The following is a 21,456-nucleotide window of genomic DNA, read 5'->3' on the forward strand; positions in this document are numbered from 1 at the left end:
CAACGTCACAAGGCCTCGCAGGATCAGGCAAGCATTACACAGAAATGCGCTATTCCCTCGTCGCGCAAAACAGCAAAGATGGGCATCCGACAAACCCCTTGAGCCAATGCAGATCAACCGCCGCGCGCCGGCCGCCCATGACGTGCAGATCGACATCGCCTTCTGTGGCATCTGCCATTCGGACTTGCATCTGGTGCGCGCCGAATGGGCCGGCACGCAATTCCCCTGCGTACCAGGCCATGAAATCGTCGGGCGCGTCTCGGCCGTCGGCGCACATGTCGCGGATTTCAAGATCGGTGACCTGGTCGGCGTCGGCTGCATCGTCGACAGCTGCAAACATTGCGACGACTGCGAAACCGGTCTGGAAAATTACTGCGACGGCATGATCGGCACCTACAACTTCCCGACGCCGGATGCCCCCGGCTGGACGCTTGGCGGCTATTCGCAAAACATCGTCGTGCATGAGCGCTATGTGCTGCGCATCCGCCATCCCGAGGCGCAACTGGCAGCCGTCGCGCCACTGCTCTGCGCGGGGATCACCACCTACTCGCCGCTGCGTCATTGGAATGCCGGGCCGGGCAAGAAAGTCGGCGTGGTCGGCATCGGCGGCCTCGGACACATGGGGATCAAACTGGCCCATGCCATGGGCGCGCATGTCGTGGCGTTCACCACGTCCGAATCGAAACGCGAAGCGGCAAAACAACTGGGCGCCGATGAGGTTGTCGTGTCGCGCAATGCCGAAGAGATGGCGGCGCATGCCAAGAGCTTTGATTTCATCCTCAACACCGTCGCGGCCCCGCACGATCTCGATGCGTTTCTTGTGCTGCTCAAGCGCGATGGTGCGTTGACGCTGGTCGGCGCACCCGCCTCGCCGCATCCCTCGCCAAACGTGTTCAACCTGATCATGAAACGCCGCACGATTGCCGGTTCGATGATCGGCGGCATCCCGGAAACTCAGGAGATGCTGGATTTCTGTGCCGAACACGGCATCGTCTCCGACATCGAATTGATCCGTGCTGATCAGATCAACGAATCCTACGAGCGCATGCTCAAGGGCGACGTGAAATATCGCTTTGTGATCGACAACGCGACGCTGGCAGGCTGAAGGCTCGCACCGTGATCCTCGTCGCCGGGATTTGACAGCCAGCGCGTTGCTCGACAAAGTCGCAGCCCTTTTGCGGCCATCGCTGCCGCAGTTTTGTATTGATCAGGGGTTGCCGTTGAACGAACAGACTTTGTCCATGCGCCTGGAGCGCGTGGCGGCGCATGTGCCGAGCGGCGCAAGGCTGGCCGATATCGGCTCCGATCACGGCTATCTGCCGGTGGCGCTGATGCGTCGCGAAGTGATTGCAGCGGCCGTGGCCGGTGAGGTGGCGTTGACGCCCTTTCATGCGGCCGAACGCACGGTGCGCGACAACGACCTGCAGCAACACATCAGCGTGCGCCTGGCCGATGGTCTGGCGGCAATCGAGCCTGGCGACGGGATCACCGCCGTCAGTATCTGCGGCATGGGTGGCGAGACGATCCGCGACATCCTCGACAGCGGCAAGGCGCATTTGAGCGGCGAAGAACGCCTGATCCTGCAACCCAACGGCGGCGAGCAACCACTGCGCCAATGGCTGATGGACAACGGCTACCGCATCCTCCACGAGGAACTGCTGCGGGAAAACCGTTTCGACTACGAAATCATCGTCGCAGAACGTGCAGAGTCTGTTTTCTACACCGATCAAGAACTGTACTTCGGCCCGCTGCAGATGCAGGCGCGCAGTCCGCAGTTCCTGAACAAGTGGCAACACCGGCTGCATGAAAAGCAGAAGACGCTGGCCCAGTTCGCTCGGGCGCAGCAGGCTTTACCAGAGGCGAAGGTGCAAGACGTGGCCCGGCAAGTTCAATGGATCAGTGAAATGTTGGCCTGAGCTGGATAGATACAGGCATCGCTCAGAGTATTCGCGCCAAGGTCGATATCAAGCGATTGAATGCGCTTGGGCTCTTTCCTGCCTGGCTCATTGCAACGTCTGACTCACACGGTTTGTATGAGGTCGCCATTAAGGACCATCCAAGTCCATACGGTGTGTTGTCGATCTCGTGCTTTCACTGGTGGCGTGACTCTCTGCACTTTCAATCGGTAGACGATTCCGCGCCCGCCATCCAGACGTCTTCGTAGCCGTCTCTGTCGATAATGAATCTGGATCCTTCGGGCAGGAAAAGATACTTCACTACCTCCGGCAACTCATCGACCAAATGGCTTGCGTGCAGCGCTTGATAAAAATCAATGGCCGGCGAGTGCTCGCCGCAGTGAATGAACCAACTGACTGTGCCACCCTCGGGCAAGGTGATTCTGCTCCCGTAGATCGGTGATTTGTGCAGAGTGTCCAAGGCAATGGCAACCATCGCCTCGGGAGGGTGTGGTGTCAGCCCATATTTGTCGCACACCTGCTGCTGCGATGGGTCCGGCGTTACAGAATCAGCCTTTTGCATAAACAAGTCCTTGTTTCAAATTGGTTTGCCGGCCGACCAGAGCACGTTTTCCAACGGCGTGAACTGCATACCTTTAAGCCCTGCCGCACGAGTTTTGAACCTAGCGGAACATATCAACGTATTACTTCCTGAAAGCAATCCTCAATCCACTGGGCAAGAACGTGCCTCTCAATGCGTCGCGCGGCGTCCGCCAAATAGACGGCCTCGTCCGCACGCACGGTCAATCCATGCGCTAGAAGTATCCTCAGACCTTCAATGGCCTGCGCTTCTTCTCCCATATGGAAAACGGCTTGTCGCGCCGGGGTCAGAGCGTTGTCCGCCACTGAGTCAACACTTGCTCCAGCGTCGATCAATTGACTTGCACGCTCTATCGGGCCGAGTTTCAAAAGTGCCGACAACGTCGTAACGCCCGCGTCATCAGGGACGTCAATCAGGTTGTGGGTTTTGTACCAGCCGAGTACCCATGCGAAGACGGAATCATTACTTTCCAGCGCCGTGCGATGCAGCAAGCAGCCACCGCCCAAACTGTTTTTTTGAAAAAAATCCACGTCATTTTCCGCAAGAAAATCGAGTGTCTCCACGTTTTCAGCGACGTAGAACAGCACCGGGATGTCGCTGTACGACTCGCGGTTTTTCATGTGTGGAAGCAAACGCTGCATTGCACTGCTATCTCCGCCAGCCAACGCATCGCCGGCTTCATAAAGATCCACTAGCTGTTCTTCATCGATCATCGATTGCTCCGTAAGACCGCGATGTTATGGCAGCGCCCCTCGTTTAGGCAGACTTGACTTACCCGCCCCCGTCGTTTTGTCGCCGAACAGGGTCCAAAGGCCGGCTCTGTGTTTTTGGCATTTGATACACCACATCATAAATGATGTACCTGAAACCCCATTTATCAACCATCTGCAACTTCTTAAAGTTCTCTCCAACAGCAGCCCGTCACTCCGACAGGCTGACCACTGGAGATACTCAAATGCCTTTCATCAGCGTGCGCATCACCCGTGATGGCGTCACCCGCGAGCAGAAAGCCCAAGTGATCAAGGAGATCACGGAAACGATGCAACGGGTGCTCAACAAGGATCCGAAACTCACGCACATCGTCATCGAGGAAGTCGACACCGATAACTGGGGTTACGCCGGCATGACGACCACGCAGTACCGCAAACAGTTGTCGGACTCGCCATCATGAGCCGCGTGGTGAAAGTCGATGTTGTCTCGGACGTTGTCTGCCCATGGTGCGCGCTTGGCGTTACCGCACTTGAGCAAGCGATCGAGAGTCTGGCCGGTGAAGTTGAGGTTGAACTGAGCTACAAGCCGTTCGAACTGAATCCGCACATGCCAGCGGCGGGCGAACACGCGATCGAGCACATGATGCGCAAATATGGCCGCACCGCGGAGCAAGTGGCGCAGCGCAACGCGATGATCATTCAACGCGGTGAAGAAATCGGCTTTCGCTTCGACCTGGAAAAACGCAGTCATTTTTACAACACGTTCGATGCCCACCGCTTGCTGTTCTGGGCCTCGACACAGGGGCGCCAGCGTTCGCTGAAAAAAGTCTTGTTGCGGGCTTATTTCACGGATGGAAAAAAACCTGATGACCGCCAGACACTGGTGAATCTGGCCAAGGACGCGGGGCTCGATAGCCAGCGTGCAGAAGCCGTGCTGGCCTCTGCGGAGTTCACTCGCGAAGTCCGCGAGCTGGAAGCGCTTTACCAGCAGCGCGGCGTCCAGTCGGTCCCGGCGATGATCATCAACGACCGGCACCTCCTGTCCGGATCGCAATCGGTCGCTGATTACCGGCAAGCGCTGCTCCAGGCGGCGCAGGTTGTCGCTCACGTCTGACCCTTGAAAATCTGTTCACTCAATTCATCTCGATTACATGAGGAATCATCATGAGCACGTCCAATAAAGTCGTAGTGATTACCGGCGCATCTCAGGGCATTGGCGCAGGCCTGGTCAAAGGCTTCCGTGAGCGCGGTTATCAAGTGGTCGCGACGTCCCGTTCAATCCAGCCTTCAACGGATCCGGACATTCTGACCGTCGCTGGCGACATCGCTGATCCTGCAACGGCCGAGCGCGTGATTCGCCAAGCCGTGGCCCGTTTCGGTCGCATCGACACGCTGGTCAATAACGCGGGCATCTTTGTCGCGAAGCCATTCACCGAATACAGCCAGGCAGATTACGCCCAGGTCGTGGCCACCAACATGAGCGGCTTCTTCCACATCTCGCAACTGGCGATTGACGAGATGGAGAAGCACAGCAGCGGCCACATCGTCAGCGTGACTACGAGCCTGGTTGACCATGCCATCGACGGCGTACCTTCGGTGCTGGCCTCGCTGACCAAGGGCGGCATCAACGCGGCAACCAAATCGCTGGCGATCGAATACGCCAAGCGCGGGATTCGGGTCAACGCCGTGTCGCCGGGAATCATCAAGACGCCGATGCATGGTGTGGAGACTCACGAAGCGCTCGGCAGCCTGCATCCGCTGGGTCATATGGGTGAGATTGACGACATCGTGCAAGCGATCCTCTATCTGGACAGCGCGAACTTCGTGACCGGTGAAATCCTGCACGTCGATGGCGGTCAGAGCGCGGGGCATTGATTGCTCGGTTGTCCCTGCAACAGAAAACGGCACTGTCGGTGTATACCGGCGGTGCCGTTTCATGTAGTAAACACCGGGATGAAATGTCCGTTGAGACTCGGTGTCCGCCTTTATGAAACGCCACTTTGATGACTTGCAGTTGGGCAGTATCGAACTCTTTTGCCTCGCCGCCGAGGCCCGCAGCTTCACCGCTGCCGCACAGCTAGCCGGGGTGACACCGGCAGCGGTGAGCCGATCGATTCTGCGTCTGGAACAACGCCTGGGTTCGCGGCTTTTCGCCAGAACCACGCGCAGCATTCGGTTGACTGAGGCCGGGCGAAATTTTTTCGTCCAGTGCAGCCAGGCCCTGACCCAACTGGTCGAGGCGCAACAAGAAGTCATGGGCGCGCAAACGACCGCGTCAGGACGCTTGCGCATCAGTCTTCCGACCACTTACGGGCATCACCGCATTCTGCCGTTGCTGCCAGCATTTCGAGCGCTTTACCCACAAGTCACAGTGGACATCCACTTGGGTAATCGCAATATCGACTTCGTCGCCGAGGGCTACGATCTGGCGATCCGCGTCCGCGCACAACCGGACTCGACCCTGATTGCACGCCTGCTTGAAGACGCCAGACTGGTGGTGGTGGCGTCGCCCGACTACCTGCACAAAGCGGGCGCACCGCAGACCCTGGAAGATCTGGCGCAGCACGAGTGCATCCAGTTCGAACTGCCCAGCAGCGGGCGGCGGATTTCCTGGCTGTTTCAGGAAGATGGCAAGGATCGTGAAGTGTTCTCCGACGGCGGTTACTCCTGCTCAGACGATGTGCTCGGCGGCGTAACCCTGGCCAAGCATGGCGCGGGACTGTTCCAGACCTACAAATTCATTGTCGAACAGGAACTGGCGGACGGCCGCCTCGTCGAGGTTCTTCAAACCTATAGCGGTCGCTCAAGGCCTTACACCTTGCTGTACCCGCACGGCCGCTATGTGCCGCAACACGTGCGCGCCTTCGTCGATTTTCTTCTGCAATACCGCGAGCAATGGGCGGCGCTTTAGCGGCAAATACGCCCGACACGACAGACCGATTGCACTGGCTCTGGCCACGCAGGTAGTATTGAGAGAGATTCTCACTAACATCTGGAAAGCTCACCAGTGCATTCTCTTCCGTCCAGCAAGCTGGGATTCTTTTTCAGCGATCATCATCGTTGGCTGCTGCAACACATCAATCGGCAGGTACGTAACCACGCGGACGCCGAGGACACCGCCGCCGATACCTTTTGCCAGTTGTTGGTGGCGCGAGTGGACCCTGACAGCATCGAGCAGCCACGCGCCTACCTGTCGACCATTGCGCGCCGGTTGATCTTCGACCGTCATCGTCGACGCAAGCTGGAACTGGCTTACCTTGAGCGCCTCTCGGCATTGCCCGAAGCCTTGGCGCCCTCCCCTGAAGAACAACTGCAATTGATCGAAGCCCTTGTGGCCATCGACCGGGCCATCGACGGCTTGCCGTTGATCGTCAAGGCGACGTTCCTCTACAGCCAACTGGATGGGCTGAGCTACGTGGCGATTGCGCAGAAACTGGGGCTGTCGGAGCGGACGGTGAGCCGTTACATGAAACAGGCCTTGCGCCAGTGCTACCTGTGCGACATGGCGCCATGAGCAAAACCCGCCTGGACCCGATCAGCGAGCAGGCCATCGACTGGATGGTCAAGCTTCGCGCCGGCACCCCGGATGCCGCACTGCAACAACGTTTCGACGCCTGGTTGGCGATGGACCGCGCGCATAGCCAGGCCTGGAACAACTTGCAGGAACGCCTCGGCGGATCGTTCAACACGGTACGAACGCTGGATCGACGCCTGCCCGGCCAGGCGAGTGAGGCGCGTCAGGTTTTGTTGCAGCCACAGGCCTCGCGCCGCGACGCCTTGCGCTTGCTCGCCGGCCTGGGTCTGCTGGGTGGCAGTCTGTTGCTTGGCAGTAAAACCCGCCTGGGAGAAACGCTGCTGGCTGATCTGCATACCGGACGCGGTCAGCGACAGACGTTCAATCTGGCCGATGGCAGCCGCCTGAGCCTGAACGCCGACAGCGCGGTGGATCTGCGTTTCGATGATCAGCAGCGGGTGGTCATTCTGCGCCACGGCGAATTGGTCATCGATGTCGCGCCCGATCCGCGCCGTCCGCTAATCGTATGCACCGCCGAAGGCGAAATGCGTGCACTGGGCACGCGTTTCCTGGTCATTCAAGAACAGGACGCCAGTCGCCTCGTGGTGCTGCAGCATTCCGTGCAGGCCCGGTTGTTCGATGGCACCACGCAAATCGTTCATGAAGGCCAGGCAGCGCTGCTCTCCCCGCGCAGCATCACATTGGCCAGCGGCGATGAGCGTCGACGCGCCGACTGGTTGAGCGGGCGTTTGAATGTGCTGGATGAGTCGCTGGAGCAAGTGGTCGGAGCGCTGCGTCCTTACCATCGTGGTTTCGTCCGCGTGGCACCGGAGATTCGCGGTCTGCGCGTGCAAGGCGTGTTCCCGCTGGACGACCCCGAACGCACCCTCGGCGCCCTGGCCGAAACCCTGCCGATTCGCGTGAATCGTTACAGTCCGTGGCTGACATTGATCAGCAAAAAGTGATGGGCGAAAAGTTTTTTTGAAAATCGTTCTTGTTTGTGTCCGGTTTTCATTTCTCATCCCTCCTATCTCCTGACACTTCAAAACAAACAGGAGAATGTTGTGCTCAACACGTGGCCCCGTACCCTTCCCGTCGCCGTTGCCCTGGCAACCCTGGCGAGCTCAGCGCTGGCGCAAGACCTGAGTTTCAATCTGCCGGCCGGCCCTCTCGCCAGCACGCTCAATGCGATTGCCGGCCAGAGCGGGCAAATCATTTCGCTGGAGCCAGCGCTGGTGCAAGGCAAACGGGCGCCGGCGGTGATCGGCCAGATGCCGGCTGAACAGGCGCTGCAAAAGGCGCTGTCGGGCAGCGGTTTGCAGCTACGCGTGACAGGGCAAGGCAACTTCAGCGTCGAGCCGGCCACTGACAGCAACGCGGCGCTGCAACTGGGTGCCACCAACATCGTTGAACGCAGCTACGGCGCCACCACCGAAGGCTCGGGATCCTACGCCGCAAAGGCCGTGACCATCGGCAAAGGCACGCACACGCTCAAGGAAATTCCGCAGTCGGTCACCGTGATGACCCGCAAACAAATGGACGATCAGGGCCTTACCGATCTCAAGGACGCGGCCAACAAAACCACAGGGCTGGTCGGTGTTCAGGGCGTGGGCAAAGGCATGATCCTCACTTCGCGCGGTTTTCAGATCGACGACTGGCAGTACGACGGCGTGCCGATCATGCGTAACTCTTACGCCCTGGGTAACTGGGCGACACAGGACCTGATTTTCTTTGATCGCCTGGAAATTCTCCGTGGCGCATCCGGCCTGCTACAAGGCACCGGCAGCCCCGGTGGCGCGATCAATCTGGTGCGTAAACGCGGTCAGAATGCGCCGACCGTGACCATCACCGGCAAGGCCGGCTCCTGGGATCACTACGGCCTGCAACTGGATGCCGGTGGCCCGCTGAACTCGACGGGCACCGTGCGCGGGCGCTTCGTTGCCGACGAAGACCAGAGCCAGTCGTTCGTCGATTACGAATGGAGCAAAACCCACTCGCTGTACGGCGCGCTGGACTTCGATCTGCGCGACGACACCACGCTCGGTCTGGCCATCAGCAACTCGGATGGCGAGTCACGCCCGATGATCCGTGGCCTGCCCCGCTACTCCGACGGCAAGCCGCTGAATGTGCCGCGATCGACCTACGGCGGCGCGCGCTGGAACCATCTGGACATCGACGTCACCACGCTTTACGCCGATCTGGAGCACCGCTTCAATGACGATTGGGCGTTCAAGGTCGGCGCCGTGCGCATGGATGAAACCAACAAGGGCAAAAGTCAGCGGCTGCAAACCAGCGGCGACGGGATCAAGCCTGATGGCAGCGGTATTCAATACGCTGACTTCGTGACGGATTTCGATGCGACCAAACTCGGTCTCGACATGAATCTCACCGGCCATTTCGAAGCCTTGTCGATGGAGCACGAAGTCATGCTCGGCGGTAACTACGCCAAGTACACGTCCGACGACAAATACGCTCGAACCTTTAACAACAACACCACTGACACGATTTTCGACATCGATCATGACCGTCCGGACATCAGTTACGAAGGGCTACTGAACACACCGGGCGGCCAAGGAACGCCGAGCAAATACGACATTCGCCAGAAGGGCTTGTATGGCAGTTGGCGGGTAAAACCGATCGACTCGCTGACTCTGGTGCTGGGCTCGCGCGTCAGTTGGTTCGATTACAGCTACAAGTACGCAACGCAAAGAGCCTTCAGTAATGTGGCGATCCCTCAACCGGAAAGCACCATGAACGAAACCGGCGAAGTCACACCGTATGCCGGCATCGTCTACGACCTGAGCCGCGAGTGGGCGGTGTACGCCAGCTACACCGACGTGTTCGAGCCGCAGACCAACCGCACGGCGAGCGGCTCGGCGCTCAAACCGGTGGTGGGCAGCAACTATGAGGTCGGGCTCAAGGGCGAATTGCTGGATGGCCGGGTGAACACCTCGCTGGCGCTATTCCGCTACGACCAGGAAAACCGTGCCGTCAACGACCTCGCTTCGGGCATGGTCTGCGACGGTTGGTATTGCTCCAACGCCGCCGGCAAAGTCCGCAGTCAGGGGATCGAAGCCGAGATCAGCGGCGAAGTCCTGAACAACCTGCAACTGTTCGCCGGCTACACCTACAACACCACCAAATACCTCGATGACCCGGACAATGAAGGCAAAGTCTTCAGCACCTGGACGCCGAAACACATGCTGCGGGTCTGGGGCGACTACCAGTTCAGCGGCGACTGGGAACGCGTCAGCACTGGTCTGGGTTTCACCACCCAAAGCCACACGCTGGGTTATGAACACACCTACGACGTCGCCGGTTACACCGTGTGGAGTGCCCGTCTCGGCTACCAGTTGAGCAAGGAAATCGGTCTGGCGGTGAACGCCAACAACCTCTTCGACAAGCGCTACTACACCGCTGCCTACAACCAGCTCAACGGCAACAACAACTTCGGCGACCCGCGCAATGTGATGTTCAGCGTGAAGTACACACCGGAGTTCTGAGTCATCTGTTCAGCGTCGATCCGCCGGATGCCGGTTTGCGGCGGATCAACCTGAACGTCAAACAGCCAACAGTTGCCGGGTGGTCGCCATCGACGTATTCAACGATTGCCCGGTACGTTGCAACTTGTTCAGCAGGCTCGCCCCCAGCCAGAGCTGATAAAGGGTTTCCGCCAGATGGCGGGCATCGCCGCCGGGCAGACTCTTTTCCGCCTGGCCCTGCTCGATGCACAGGGTAATGCGCGACACCACTTGTTCGGCACCATCACGCAACGTGAGGCGCATCGACTCGGACAGGTCGGCGACTTCGGCACTGAGCTTCACCACCAGACATTCGTCGCCGTGCCCTTCGAGGGTGCAGCGATCCTGCCAGCCCTGCCAGTAATCCATCAGCCGTTCAAAAGCACTCAGCCCCGGCAATGTCAGGCGTCGCTCCATGTCAGTGAGATAACCGACAAAGTAGTCCGCAAGCAAGGCCTGGCCGTAGAGTTCCTTGGATTTGAAGTAGTGATAGAACGAGCCCTTGGGCACACCGGCGGTTTGCAGGATCTCATTGAGGCCGACACTGGTGAAGCCCTTCTCGGCCATCATCCGGTGGCCGGTATCGAGCAAGTGTTGGCGGGTATCGTCGTAGGTCGGTTTCATGGGGCGCAAAATACCAGGCAATAGACCAGTCGTTTATTTCAGAGGAACGGAAGTTTGCCACACCTGTCACTGAAAAAGCTTCGGATAAAAAATTACTAGACGACTGGTCTAATTGGAAACTATGCTGCGCTCCGACATGCAATCTTCCGGTGTCGCCGCTGCGCAAATCCGTTGCGCAGTGACGCCACTCGATCAACCCCAGGGTGCTCTATGAAAATCTTGATGGTTCTGACTTCGCACGATCAACTCGGCAACACCGGCAAGAAAACCGGCTTCTGGCTGGAAGAATTCGCCGCCCCCTACTACGCCTTCAAGGACGCCGGTGCCGACGTCACCCTGGTCTCGCCAGCCGGCGGCCAGCCACCGCTCGATCCGAAAAGTGATGAGCCCGACGCCCAGACCGCCGAGACCGACCGCTTCCGCCAAGACCCGGCAGCTCAACAGGCACTGGCCAACACCGGGCGCCTGGCCGAAGTGAGCGCAGATGATTTCGACGCTGTGTTCTATCCAGGTGGCCACGGTCCACTATGGGATCTGGCCGAAGACAAACAGTCGATCGCCCTCATCGAAGCGTTTGACCGCAGCAACAAGCCCCACGGTTTCGTCTGCCATGCGCCGGGCGTGCTGCGTCACGTTGTGAATGCTCAAGGCAAACCGTTGATCCAGCATCGCGAAGTCACCGGTTTCACCAATTCGGAAGAGGCTGCTGTTGGCCTGACCGACGTGGTGCCGTTCCTGATCGAAGACGAGTTTCAGCGCCTCGGCGGCCGTTACTCCAAAGTGGCTGACTGGCAGGTGCATGTGGTCGCTGATGGGCAATTGGTCACTGGCCAGAACCCGGCCAGCTCCGCCGCTGTTGCCGAGAAACTGTTGAAGATGCTCGGCTGATACCTGCCGCGTCGATACCCCCGAACGCCGTGCGCGTGCCGCACGGCGTTTTTTTTGCCCGCCCAATAGACGACTGGTCTAATAAATCCCTGCACAAGGTTCCCCATGAACAACAGCGTTTACTTCACTCCCGCCAAGCTTGGCTTGCACACCCTGAAAAACCGTATCGTCCTGCCACCCCTCACCCGCCAGCGCAGCACCCAGCCGGGCAACATCGCCAATGAATTGATGGCCGAGTATTACCAACAGCGTGCCGGCGCCGGTTTGCTGGTGACCGAGGGCACGCAGATTGAACCGCGTGGCCAGGGTTACGCCTGGACACCGGGCATTCACACGCCGGAACAAATTGCCGGGTGGCGCAAAGTCACCGACGCCGTGCATGCGGTCGGCGGCGTGATATTTGCCCAGCTCTGGCACGTCGGTCGCGTGTCCCACAGTGCATTGCAACCGGGTGGCGCCGCGCCGGTTTCGGCTTCCGCCGTCGCCACCGACCGGGTCAGCGTGTTCATCGAAACCGCGCCCGGCACTGGCGAACTGGTGCCGCCGTCGACACCTCGCGCACTGAGCACCGACGAAGTTGAAGAACTGGTTCAGCTGTATATTCAGGCCGCGCGCAATGCGATGGAGGCCGGCTTCGACGGCATCGAACTGCACTGCGCCAACGGTTATCTGGTCAACCAGTTCATCTCCGCCCACAGCAATCTGCGCATCGATCAGTACGGTGGTTCGTTGCAAAACCGCCTGCGTTTTCTGCGCGAAGTGGTGGCAGGCGTCGCCGAATGCATCGGCAAGGAAAAAGTCGGTGTGCGTTTCGCGCCGCTGTTCAGCACCACCGATGAAGCGCGGACGTATCTGGGCATGGTCGAGGAAGATCCCTACACCACCTACATTGAAGCGATCAAAATCCTCGAAGCAGTCGGCATCGCCTATCTGTCTATCGCCGAAGCCGATTGGGACGATGCACCCGCCATGCCGCAAACCTTCCGCCAAGCGGTACGCGAAACCTTCAGCGGCGCGATCATTTACGCCGGGCGTTACAACGCCGAATCCGGCGCGCGGTTACTCGATTCCGGCCTCGCCGACATGGTCGCTTTCGGTCGCCCGTTCATGGCCAACCCGGATCTGCCGGCGCGAATCGCCAACGACTGGCCGTTGAACGCCCTCAACCCGGCCACGGTTTACGGCGGCACTGCTGAAGGCTACGTCGATTACCCGATGTATCCCGGCTGATCAGAAAAACCTATACAAAATCACATTTCCGTACAACTATCTGAACAAAGGCCCCTCGACCGCTGGCTAACTCTATTGCCTCTCATCAGGCTGAATCCGTTCGCATGAAAGCAACCCACCGGCTGTGCCTGGTCCTCGGCGACCAGTTATCTTTCGATCTCGCCTCGTTGCTGGGGCTGGATCGCGAACGCGACACCGTTCTGCTGGTAGAGGTGATGGAGGAAGCCAGCCATGTTCCTCATCACCCGCAAAAGATCGTGCTGGTGTTCAGCGCCATGCGGCACTTTGCCGAGGCGTTGCGCGGCCAGGGCTTTCGGGTGCAGTACGTCACGCTCGACGACCCAGACAATACCGGCACCGTGCCCAGCGAATTGCAGCGCTGGCATGCGCTATTACAGCCGGACGAGGTGCACCTGACCGAAACCGGTGACTGGCGTCTGGAGCAGTCGTTGAAGGACTGTGGTTTGCCGATTGAATGGCACAGCGACAGCCGTTTTCTCTGCACACGTGGCGAATTCGCCGACTGGGCGGCCGGTAAAAAGCAGCTGCGCATGGAGTTCTTCTATCGCGAGATGCGCCGCAAGAGTCGACTCCTGCTCAACGGCGACGGAACGCCGGTTGGCGGCGCGTGGAATTTCGACGCCGACAATCGCAAGTCGCTGCCCAAAGGTGTCAAGCCGCCCTACCCGCTCAACTTCGCTACAGACGCCATCACCCACGAAGTCATCGCGCTGGTGAAAGAACGCTTTGCCAACCACTACGGTTCCGTAGACGACTTCAACTACCCGGTGACACACGCCGATGCTCAGGCGCTGTGGGCATATTTCATGGATTTCGGCCTGGCCGGTTTTGGCGATTATCAGGACGCCATGGCCAGCGACGAACCGTTTCTGTTTCATGCGCGGATCAGCGCTGCGCTCAACATCGGGCTGCTCGATCTGCGTCAGCTGTGCAGCGACGTGGAGGCCGCCTATTGGTCGGGCAGCGTTGCCCTGAATGCCGCCGAAGGCTTTATTCGGCAATTGATCGGCTGGCGCGAATACGTGCGTGGCGTTTACTGGCTGAAGATGCCCGACTACGCCGAGGGCAATGCATTCGGTAACAGCAGGCCATTACCGGAGTTCTACTGGACCGGTGACACGCAGATGAATTGCATGCGCCAGGCCATCGGTCAAAGCCTGAAACACGCCTATGCCCACCATATCCAGCGGCTGATGGTGACCGGCAATTTCGCCTTGCTGACCGGCATTGCGCCGAAGCAGATCTGCGAATGGTATCTGGCCATTTACATGGACGCTTTCGACTGGGTCGAGCTGCCCAACACGTTGGGCATGGTGATGCATGCCGACGGTGGTTATCTCGGTTCCAAGCCCTACTGCGCGAGCGGCCAGTACATCAAAAGGATGTCCGATTACTGTCGCGGCTGTGCTTACAAAGTGGCTGAAAGCACCACTGATGACGCCTGCCCCTTCAATTCTCTTTACTGGCATTTCCTGATCCGTCATGGCGATGTTCTGCGCGGCAATCAACGCATGGGCATGCTCTACAAAAACCTCGACCGCATGTCTGCGGACAAGCAACAGGCACTTTGGCAGCGTGGCCAGGGGCTGCTCGACAGGCTGGATAACGGTCAGTCGTTTTGAAGCTGCAACTTAAGCATGAGGCGCCGTGTCAATGGGTGATCCAGAGTGTTCGTTTGCAGTACGTTGAATGAGCTCAGAGCACAACAATCAATAAGGCATGAGTGGTGGAATCCCTGAAACATCTTACTCGTGAGGCGCTTGAGTCAGAGGTCCTGCGTCTGCGCCAGGCGCTCGAAAGCGGCGCAGTGGCTTCGCCAGCCGTCGCTCAATTCGACATGGCCACGCAACTTGCTGCCAGCCGGGTCGCGCTCGCCAGCAGCGAGGCACGCCAGCGGGCGATTTTCGAATGCGCGGTCGATTTCGCCATGGTCGTCACCGATCCACTGGGCATCATCACCGAATGGAACTCCGGTGCCGCCAATGTCATGGGCTGGACCGCCGAGGAAATGCTCGGCCAGAGCGCCGAGCGCTTTTTCACTCCGGCGGATCGTGCCGCCGGCCGTGTCGGACTGGAAATGCAGCGCGCGTTGCTGGAAGGACGTGCCTCTGATGAACGCTGGCACCTGCACAAGGACGGCCAACTGTTCTGGGCATCGGGTGAGCTGATGCCACTGTACGCTGACAATCAGGATCATCTGGGCTTTGTGAAAATCCTCCGTGATCGCACCGACGAACATCTGGCCGGACGCGCACTCTTCGAGACTCAAGAGCGCTATCGTCTGGCGGTCAAGGCGACCCGCGATGCGGTCTGGGACTGGGATTTGCAAACCGGACAGATCTTATGGAACGAAGCACTGCAGCAAGCTTATGGATTCCCGCCCGCCGCCATCGATTCGACCAGTGATTGGCGCTTTGCCCAGGTCCACCCGCAGGATCGCGACAGCGTCCAGGCCTCGATCCGTTCGGCGATTGCCGGCAGCGAATCGACCTGGAGCGCCGAATATCGCTTCCGCTGCGACGACGGGTCGTACGCCGAGGTGCTTGATCGCGGCCACTTGATCCGCAACACCGACGGCAAAGCCGAACGCATGATCGGCGCGATGCTCGACCTGACCCGTTCGCGCAGTGCCGAAACCGCATTGCGCCTGAGCGAAGAACGCTTCAGCACTATTTTGGAAACCATCGAAGCAGCCTTCGCCATTGTCAAAGTCAAATTCGACGCCGACGACCGCCCGGTGGATTACTTCTTCGTCGAGGCCAACCCGGCATTCGAGCGTCAGTGCGGGGTCAATCTGCGCGGCAAATGGGTGACCGAGTTCGCGCCGAATCTGGAAAGCTTCTGGTTCGAGACTTACGGTCATGTCGCCAAGACCGGCGAGCCGGCGAATTTCGAAAGTTACGCCAACACCTTTGAGCGCTGGTTCGACGTGCGCGCCGTTCGCGTGGGTGCTCCAGCCGATCGGCAGATCGCGATCTTTTTCAGCGACGTCACCCAACGCCGAGACGCGGAAGAACGATTACGGATCAGCGAGGCGGTCGCCCGGGAAAACGTCGAGCGCGTACAACTCGCCCTCGCCGCCGGCGCCATTATCGGCACCTGGCACTGGGATCTGCCGAGCGATCGCTTCTCCGTAGACGAAGGCTTTGCCCGCGTATTCAACCTTGACCCGGCGCTGGGTCGCGACGGCCTGAGCCTGGAACAAGTGGCGAAGACCGTACACCCCGATGACCAGGACGGACTCACCGGCGCAATCACCGTAGCGATTGCCCGCGGCGGCGCTTATTCCCATCAGTACCGGGTGTGCGGCGCCGATGGAAAATACAACTGGATCGAAGCCAATGGCCGCGTCGAATGCGCTGACGACGGCACCCCGCTGCGCTTCCCCGGCGTGCTGATCGATGTCGAGGAGCGGCGCAATGTCGAGGCCGAACGTGACCGCGCCAACGCAGCGTTGCGCGCGCTCAACGACAATCTCGAACAACGCGTGTCGGCGCGCACGGCCGATCTCATGCAGGCCGAAGAGAAGCTGCGCCAGTCACAGAAGATGGAAGCAGTCGGGCAGTTGACCGGTGGTCTGGCCCATGACTTCAACAACCTGCTGGCCGGCATATCGGCAGCGCTGGAGCTGATGGAAAAACGCATCGCTCAGGGCCGCTTGAAAGACGTCGACAAGTACATGGTCACCGCTCAAGGCGCGACCCGTCGTGCAGCCGCCCTGACCCATCGGCTTCTGGCGTTCTCCCGCCGCCAGACGCTCGACCCGCGTCCGACCGACGTCAACACGTTGATTGTCGGGATGACCGAATTGATCCAGCGCACCGTCGGCCCGAGCATTCGTTTGCAAACGCTGGCAGCCCCCGATCTATGGCCGGCGCTGGTCGACGCCAGTCAACTGGAAAATGCCCTGCTCAACCTGTGCATCAACGCCCGCGACGCCATGCCCGATGGCGGGCGCATCACGGTGGAAACGTCCAATCGATCGATTGCGGTCCAGTCTGCGCAAACCCTCGATCTGCCCGAAGGCGAGTACCTGTGTCTCTGCGTCACGGACACCGGCACCGGCATGAGCGCCGAAGTCATCGCCAAGGCCTTCGACCCGTTTTTCACCACCAAACCGCTCGGTCAGGGCACGGGACTTGGGCTGTCGATGATCTATGGGTTCACCAAGCAATCGGGCGGTCAGGTGCGCGTGCACTCTGAAGTCGGCCAAGGCACGACAATGTGCATTTACCTGCCACGCTATCGTGGTGAGGCGCAGCAAAGTCACGATGCCACCCACAGCACCGCGACGCCGGTGGCGAAAGCTGGCGAGACTCTGTTGATCGTCGACGACGAACCGACGGTGCGGATGTTGCTCAAGGATGTGCTCAGCGAACTTGGCTACACCGTGCTGGAGGCCGCCGACAGTGTCGAGGGTCTGGAAACGTTGCGATCCCGTGTACACATCGATCTGCTCATCACCGATGTCGGTTTGCCCGGCGGCATGAACGGACGGCAAATGGCCGATGCGGGCCGGGAAATCCGGCCGAAACTGAAAACTTTGTTCATCACCGGCTACGCCGAAAACGCGGTGATCGGTGGCGGCCAGCTCGGACCGGGCATGCAGGTCCTGACCAAACCTTTTGCCGTCGACACCCTGGTGGCCCGAGTCAGCAATCTGATGTCCACCAACGTCGAGTGAGGCTGCTGTGAGCAATCATCTGGATCGCCGCAATAATCTGTCGCTGGACAGCCTTAATTTTTTCCTCGCGGATGTGCGCGACGGCCTCGGGCCGTATCTGGCGATCTATCTGCTGGCCGTGCACCACTGGGACCCGGCCAGTATCGGCGTGGTCATGACAATTGCCGGCATCGCCGCGCTGATTACCCAAACACCGGCCGGCGCACTGGTCGACAGCAGCCGCGCCAAACGCGCACTGATCGCCATCGCGGCACTGATCGTCACCGGCAGTTGCCTGCTGCTGCCCTTCGTGACGTCCTTCAGTCTGGTGGCGTTGACGCAAGCCTTGAGCGCAGCGGCTGCCTCGATATTTGCCCCGGCCATTTGCGCGATCACCCTGGGCATGACCGGCCCGCGAGCGTTCACCCGGCGAACCGGGCGCAACGAAACCTTCAACCATGCCGGCAATGCCTGCGCCGCTTTGCTCGCCGGGGTGTTCGCGTATCTGTTCGGTCCCGTTGCAGTGTTTTATCTGATGGCCGGCATGGCCCTCGCCAGTGTGATCGCTCTGTACTTTGTCAGCGCAGATGCCATCGACCATGACCTCGCACGCGGCCTCGACCCCGTCGCCGCAGGTCAACATCAACCCTCCGGTTTGACAGTGTTGCTCAGTAACGGGCCATTGCTGCTGTTTGCCATTTGCTGCGCGCTGTTTCACCTGGCGAATGCCGCCATGCTGCCGCTGGTAAGCCAGAAACTCGCACAAACCAATTTGCAAATGGCCACGCCACTGACGTCCGCGTGCATTGTCGCGGCGCAACTGGTGATGGTTCCGGCTGCGCTGCTGGTCGGCGCCAAAGCCGATGTGTGGGGGCGCAAACCCTTGCTGCTCGCGGGTTTTCTGATCCTGCCCCTGCGCGGCGTGCTCTACACACTCTCTGACGACCCTTATTGGCTGGTCGCGGTGCAAATGCTCGATGGCGTCGGCGCGGGTCTGTTCGGCGCGCTGTTTCCGATCATGGTCAAAGACCTCACGCAAGGCACCGGCCATTTCAATATCAGCCTGGGCGCATTGACCACCGTGTTCGGTCTCGGCGCGGCGCTGAGTAATGGTCTGGCCGGATTTGTCGTGCAAGGGGCGGGTTACAGCGCGGCGTTTCTGACGTTGGCGGGGATTGCGGCGACAGCCGTGATGCTGCTTTGGGTGGGAGTTCCGGAGACGTTGCGTGGGTCGCCGACTTCCGGACTCGCCTCCAGATATGGGTAGTCGAGAACTCGCTCGTGTGCCTGCAGAAACGACGCAGTGCTATGCTCCGAAACAGAATACGAGGGATTCCAAATGTCTGGATCAACCACTGACAACGTTGCGAATGAAGTTCGCCTGCTCGCCCGGAAACACAAGATTACCGCCGACCGTGACAGCCTGAGCTGCATGGCGGTCACGATCACGCGCCTGGCGGGTGATGTCGTGGAACTGGACGGAATTGAGCAATTACTCGTGAACCTCAAAAGAAAGGGCATTCTTAGCAAAACAGAGATCATGGCCCTGCAAGGACGTTACCTGCAGGAAAAGAGACGTTGCAAAAAGCAACTCAGCGCATGACCTTTGACCCCTTCGGCAATTTCGAGACTGAGTATTGACGCGGCCTTACGATTCGGATTGAAACGTCAGAAAAAAGTAAAAGCCTGCTGGTCAGGGCAGGCTTTCGATTAGCGGTGGCGACTATTTTTGCAAAGCCGTCAGCGCCGAGTAGCTGTTCATCAGGTTGCGATAGTTGGGGATCCGCTGCGACAGCAGATTGCCCAGCCCTTCAATATCGTTGCGCCAGTCGCGGTGCAGCTCACAGGCGACCGAGAACCAGTTCATCATTTGCGCACCGGCCTGGGTCATGCGACTCCACGCGGCCTGTTGCACGGTGGTGTTGAAGGTGCCGGAGGCATCGGTCACCACGAACACATCAAAGCCTTCCGCCAGCGCCGACAGTGTCGGGAACGCTACGCAGACGTCCGTCACCACACCGGCGATGATGATCTGTTTGCGGCCAGTGGCCTTGATCGCCTTGACGAAGTCTTCGTTGTCCCAGGCGTTGATCTGGCCTGGGCGAGCGATGTACGGCGCGTCCGGGAACATCTCTTTCAGCTCCGGCACCAGCGGGCCGTTCGGGCCTTGTTCGAAACTGGTGGTGAGGATGGTCGGCAGTTCGAAGAATTTGGCCAGATCGGCCAGCGCCAGCACGTTGTTCTTGAACTCGTTCGGCGAGAAGTCCTGCACCAGCGAAATCAGACCGGTCTGGTGATCGACCAGCAGTACTACGGCGTCGTCTTTGTTGAGGCGGTTGTAGGTTGGAGTGTTCATCTGTGCAGTCCTTTTCAGTTGTGTGATTTGTTGTTGCGTTCAAGATGGGCACAGATTACTGACACACTGAAACGGGATAAATCGGCTGAAAAGCGTTTCACCGTCAACTCAAAAAGGACAATCGCGCGATACTGATTGCGGACTTCCAGCGTCTTCCCGACTTTCCGGCGATCCTTGTCATACGGTTGCAAGGCTTCGCGTATGCAATGAAACCCAGGGAGATCAGGCGAAGCGGTTATTAACTAATAACCCCTTCATTAAGCCGTCGCTCGTACGTTGTACTAGGATAGGATCCAATTCCTGCAGCAATTGCTCGTTCAAGGAGATCGTCGACGAAGCTGAAAGGACGTTTGTAATCACGCAATTTCATGGATGACGTAGATGAATTCATACCTGTTCCCCCACATCGGCAAAGTCATTGCGAGCACCGGCAGCCGGCATTTCCCGCGCATGCTGCATGACCTCATCCGCACCCAACTGGCGGTCGATGCCACGCACATTCGGCAGATGCGCGTCGAACCGTTGGGGCGCACCGCCAGCAGCAGTGAGTTCGAACCGCTGAAAGATTCGGCCCTGCTGGCCGAAACGATATTTTCCGAACACAGTGCCGCGGCGCCCGATGCCCTGCCGACCTCTGAGTCATCGGCTAGCGCCGACGCCTCGCAATTGCATCTGACACGCCGCAAGGACGGTTACCGCTATGTGATTTCGGTCTACCGCAACGGTGAGTCCCAGCGTTTTTCCGCGCAGGAACGCAGCCTCTTGCAAGATATTTCCCCAGTGCTGTTGCCCATGGTGGAAAAACACATCGACGCACTGCAACCCGCCAGCATTGACGCAGAACGCCCCTCAGAGACGGCGGAAGGCTCGGGACTGGAAACCCTGCGAGGGCGTTTTACCGAGCGTTTGCAGCAATTGGGGTTGAGCCTGTCGAATCGCGAAACCGAAGTGTGCGTCGGCCTGCTCGCCGGACGCACCGCGCCGGAACTGGCCGAGCAGTTGCAGTTGAAGGTCAATACGGTGGAAAGCTATCTCAAACGCGCCGCCATCAAACTCGGGATCAGCGGCCGGCATTCATTGATGCGCTGGATGTATTCGCCGCTGGAAACCTCAGCCTCAAGCGCGGCCTGACAACCCCGGTTTTTGCGTACGACTTCAGATCCATCCCCCTCACCCAGCCCTCTCCCCCAGAGGGCGAGGGGGAAAGGGAGCCGATCTTCATGTTTTTCAAACCCCGAGTTCGGCTCGGTGGTTCAAGTCGGTTTAGCTCGCAAGTTCAACCCAGTCAGTCCCCTCTCCCCCCGGGTGTATGTACCGGACACATGGTGGACAGGTGTTCGGACACATGGTGGACAGGTGTTCGGACACATGGTGGACACTTTTTAATAGACACATTGCTCATCGCGAAGGAGATGACCTGTGTCTTGGGAAGA

Annotated in this window: 20 protein-coding genes; 16 read left to right on the forward strand and 4 right to left on the reverse strand. The window is 59.3% G+C overall.

The window, feature by feature from the left end; genetic code table 11:
* Positions 1 to 106 precede the first annotated feature (106 nt).
* The gene (locus tag ACIOWE_RS06475) at positions 107 to 1,105 is read left to right on the forward strand and encodes an NAD(P)-dependent alcohol dehydrogenase (protein ID WP_401388790.1); all 999 of its coding nucleotides are present in this window, start codon (positions 107 to 109) and stop codon (positions 1,103 to 1,105) included.
* A gap of 115 nt (positions 1,106 to 1,220) precedes the next feature.
* Entirely contained in the window at positions 1,221 to 1,916 is a 696-nt protein-coding gene (locus tag ACIOWE_RS06480) for a tRNA (adenine(22)-N(1))-methyltransferase (protein WP_401388793.1), read from the forward strand.
* A gap of 202 nt (positions 1,917 to 2,118) precedes the next feature.
* Here the strand turns inward: ACIOWE_RS06480 and ACIOWE_RS06485 are convergent, their stop codons facing one another.
* Positions 2,119 to 2,478, reverse strand: a complete 360-nt coding sequence (locus ACIOWE_RS06485) for a hypothetical protein (RefSeq protein ID WP_401388796.1) — start codon at positions 2,476 to 2,478, stop codon at positions 2,119 to 2,121.
* Positions 2,479 to 2,591: 113 nt separating this feature from the next.
* Complete coding sequence (locus ACIOWE_RS06490; protein WP_401388799.1) at positions 2,592 to 3,209, reverse strand: hypothetical protein; 618 nt, start codon at positions 3,207 to 3,209, stop codon at positions 2,592 to 2,594.
* Between the two features lie 242 nt (positions 3,210 to 3,451).
* On the opposite strand from ACIOWE_RS06490, the gene ACIOWE_RS06495 reads away from it, so the two are divergent.
* The 7 genes from ACIOWE_RS06495 to ACIOWE_RS06525 all read left to right on the forward strand — a co-directional run bounded on the left by ACIOWE_RS06495 (position 3,452) and on the right by ACIOWE_RS06525 (position 10,223).
* A complete protein-coding gene (locus ACIOWE_RS06495) occupies positions 3,452 to 3,667 on the forward strand; it encodes a 4-oxalocrotonate tautomerase family protein (RefSeq protein ID WP_401388801.1) in 216 nt (71 codons plus the stop codon).
* Positions 3,664 to 4,320, forward strand: coding sequence for a DsbA family oxidoreductase (locus ACIOWE_RS06500; protein ID WP_401388804.1), 657 nt, complete (start codon positions 3,664 to 3,666; stop codon positions 4,318 to 4,320). Before ACIOWE_RS06495 ends, ACIOWE_RS06500 begins: the two co-directional genes overlap by 4 nt.
* A gap of 50 nt (positions 4,321 to 4,370) precedes the next feature.
* On the forward strand, positions 4,371 to 5,081 hold the full coding sequence (locus ACIOWE_RS06505; protein ID WP_401388807.1) for an SDR family NAD(P)-dependent oxidoreductase: 711 nt from the start codon (positions 4,371 to 4,373) through the stop codon (positions 5,079 to 5,081).
* A gap of 112 nt (positions 5,082 to 5,193) precedes the next feature.
* Positions 5,194 to 6,117 carry a LysR family transcriptional regulator gene (locus ACIOWE_RS06510; protein ID WP_401388810.1) on the forward strand — a complete coding sequence of 308 codons (924 nt, stop codon included), beginning with the start codon at positions 5,194 to 5,196 and terminating at the stop codon, positions 6,115 to 6,117.
* A gap of 96 nt (positions 6,118 to 6,213) precedes the next feature.
* A complete protein-coding gene (locus ACIOWE_RS06515) occupies positions 6,214 to 6,720 on the forward strand; it encodes a sigma-70 family RNA polymerase sigma factor (protein WP_401388813.1) in 507 nt (168 codons plus the stop codon).
* A complete protein-coding gene (locus ACIOWE_RS06520; protein ID WP_401388816.1) occupies positions 6,717 to 7,685 on the forward strand; it encodes a FecR family protein in 969 nt (322 codons plus the stop codon). The genes ACIOWE_RS06515 and ACIOWE_RS06520 overlap by 4 nt, the downstream gene beginning before the upstream one ends.
* Before the next feature lie 99 nt (positions 7,686 to 7,784).
* Positions 7,785 to 10,223, forward strand: a complete 2,439-nt coding sequence (locus ACIOWE_RS06525; RefSeq protein ID WP_401388819.1) for a TonB-dependent siderophore receptor — start codon at positions 7,785 to 7,787, stop codon at positions 10,221 to 10,223.
* 57 nt (positions 10,224 to 10,280) lie between these two features.
* Here ACIOWE_RS06525 and ACIOWE_RS06530 read toward each other — a convergent pair whose 3' ends face one another.
* Positions 10,281 to 10,865, reverse strand: coding sequence for a TetR/AcrR family transcriptional regulator (locus ACIOWE_RS06530; protein WP_401388821.1), 585 nt, complete (start codon positions 10,863 to 10,865; stop codon positions 10,281 to 10,283).
* Between the two features lie 210 nt (positions 10,866 to 11,075).
* Here ACIOWE_RS06530 and ACIOWE_RS06535 point away from each other — a divergent pair, with 210 nt between their 5' ends.
* The 6 genes from ACIOWE_RS06535 (at position 11,076) to ACIOWE_RS06560 (ending at position 19,270) form a co-directional block, all read left to right on the forward strand.
* A complete protein-coding gene (locus ACIOWE_RS06535) occupies positions 11,076 to 11,753 on the forward strand; it encodes a type 1 glutamine amidotransferase domain-containing protein (RefSeq protein WP_401388824.1) in 678 nt (225 codons plus the stop codon).
* A 105-nt stretch (positions 11,754 to 11,858) separates the two neighbouring features.
* Entirely contained in the window at positions 11,859 to 12,983 is a 1,125-nt protein-coding gene (locus tag ACIOWE_RS06540; protein WP_401388827.1) for an alkene reductase, read from the forward strand.
* 104 nt (positions 12,984 to 13,087) lie between these two features.
* Positions 13,088 to 14,626, forward strand: a complete 1,539-nt coding sequence (locus ACIOWE_RS06545) for a cryptochrome/photolyase family protein (RefSeq protein ID WP_401388829.1) — start codon at positions 13,088 to 13,090, stop codon at positions 14,624 to 14,626.
* A 215-nt stretch (positions 14,627 to 14,841) separates the two neighbouring features.
* The gene (locus ACIOWE_RS06550; RefSeq protein ID WP_401388846.1) at positions 14,842 to 17,688 is read left to right on the forward strand and encodes a PAS domain S-box protein; all 2,847 of its coding nucleotides are present in this window, start codon (positions 14,842 to 14,844) and stop codon (positions 17,686 to 17,688) included.
* Positions 17,689 to 17,695: 7 nt separating this feature from the next.
* Positions 17,696 to 18,934: an MFS transporter gene (locus ACIOWE_RS06555; RefSeq protein WP_401388832.1), complete on the forward strand. Its 1,239-nt coding sequence runs from the start codon at positions 17,696 to 17,698 to the stop codon at positions 18,932 to 18,934.
* Positions 18,935 to 19,006: 72 nt separating this feature from the next.
* Positions 19,007 to 19,270, forward strand: coding sequence for a hypothetical protein (locus tag ACIOWE_RS06560; RefSeq protein WP_401388835.1), 264 nt, complete (start codon positions 19,007 to 19,009; stop codon positions 19,268 to 19,270).
* Positions 19,271 to 19,390: 120 nt separating this feature from the next.
* Here the strand turns inward: ACIOWE_RS06560 and ycaC are convergent, their stop codons facing one another.
* A complete protein-coding gene (gene ycaC, locus ACIOWE_RS06565; RefSeq protein WP_401388837.1) occupies positions 19,391 to 20,023 on the reverse strand; it encodes an isochorismate family cysteine hydrolase YcaC in 633 nt (210 codons plus the stop codon).
* A gap of 381 nt (positions 20,024 to 20,404) precedes the next feature.
* On the opposite strand from ycaC, the gene ACIOWE_RS06570 reads away from it, so the two are divergent.
* Positions 20,405 to 21,154 carry a LuxR C-terminal-related transcriptional regulator gene (locus tag ACIOWE_RS06570; RefSeq protein WP_401388840.1) on the forward strand — a complete coding sequence of 250 codons (750 nt, stop codon included), beginning with the start codon at positions 20,405 to 20,407 and terminating at the stop codon, positions 21,152 to 21,154.
* Positions 21,155 to 21,456 lie beyond the last annotated feature (302 nt).

This window comes from Pseudomonas sp. NPDC087598, from assembly GCF_044743525.1.
GTDB lineage: Bacteria > Pseudomonadota > Gammaproteobacteria > Pseudomonadales > Pseudomonadaceae > Aquipseudomonas.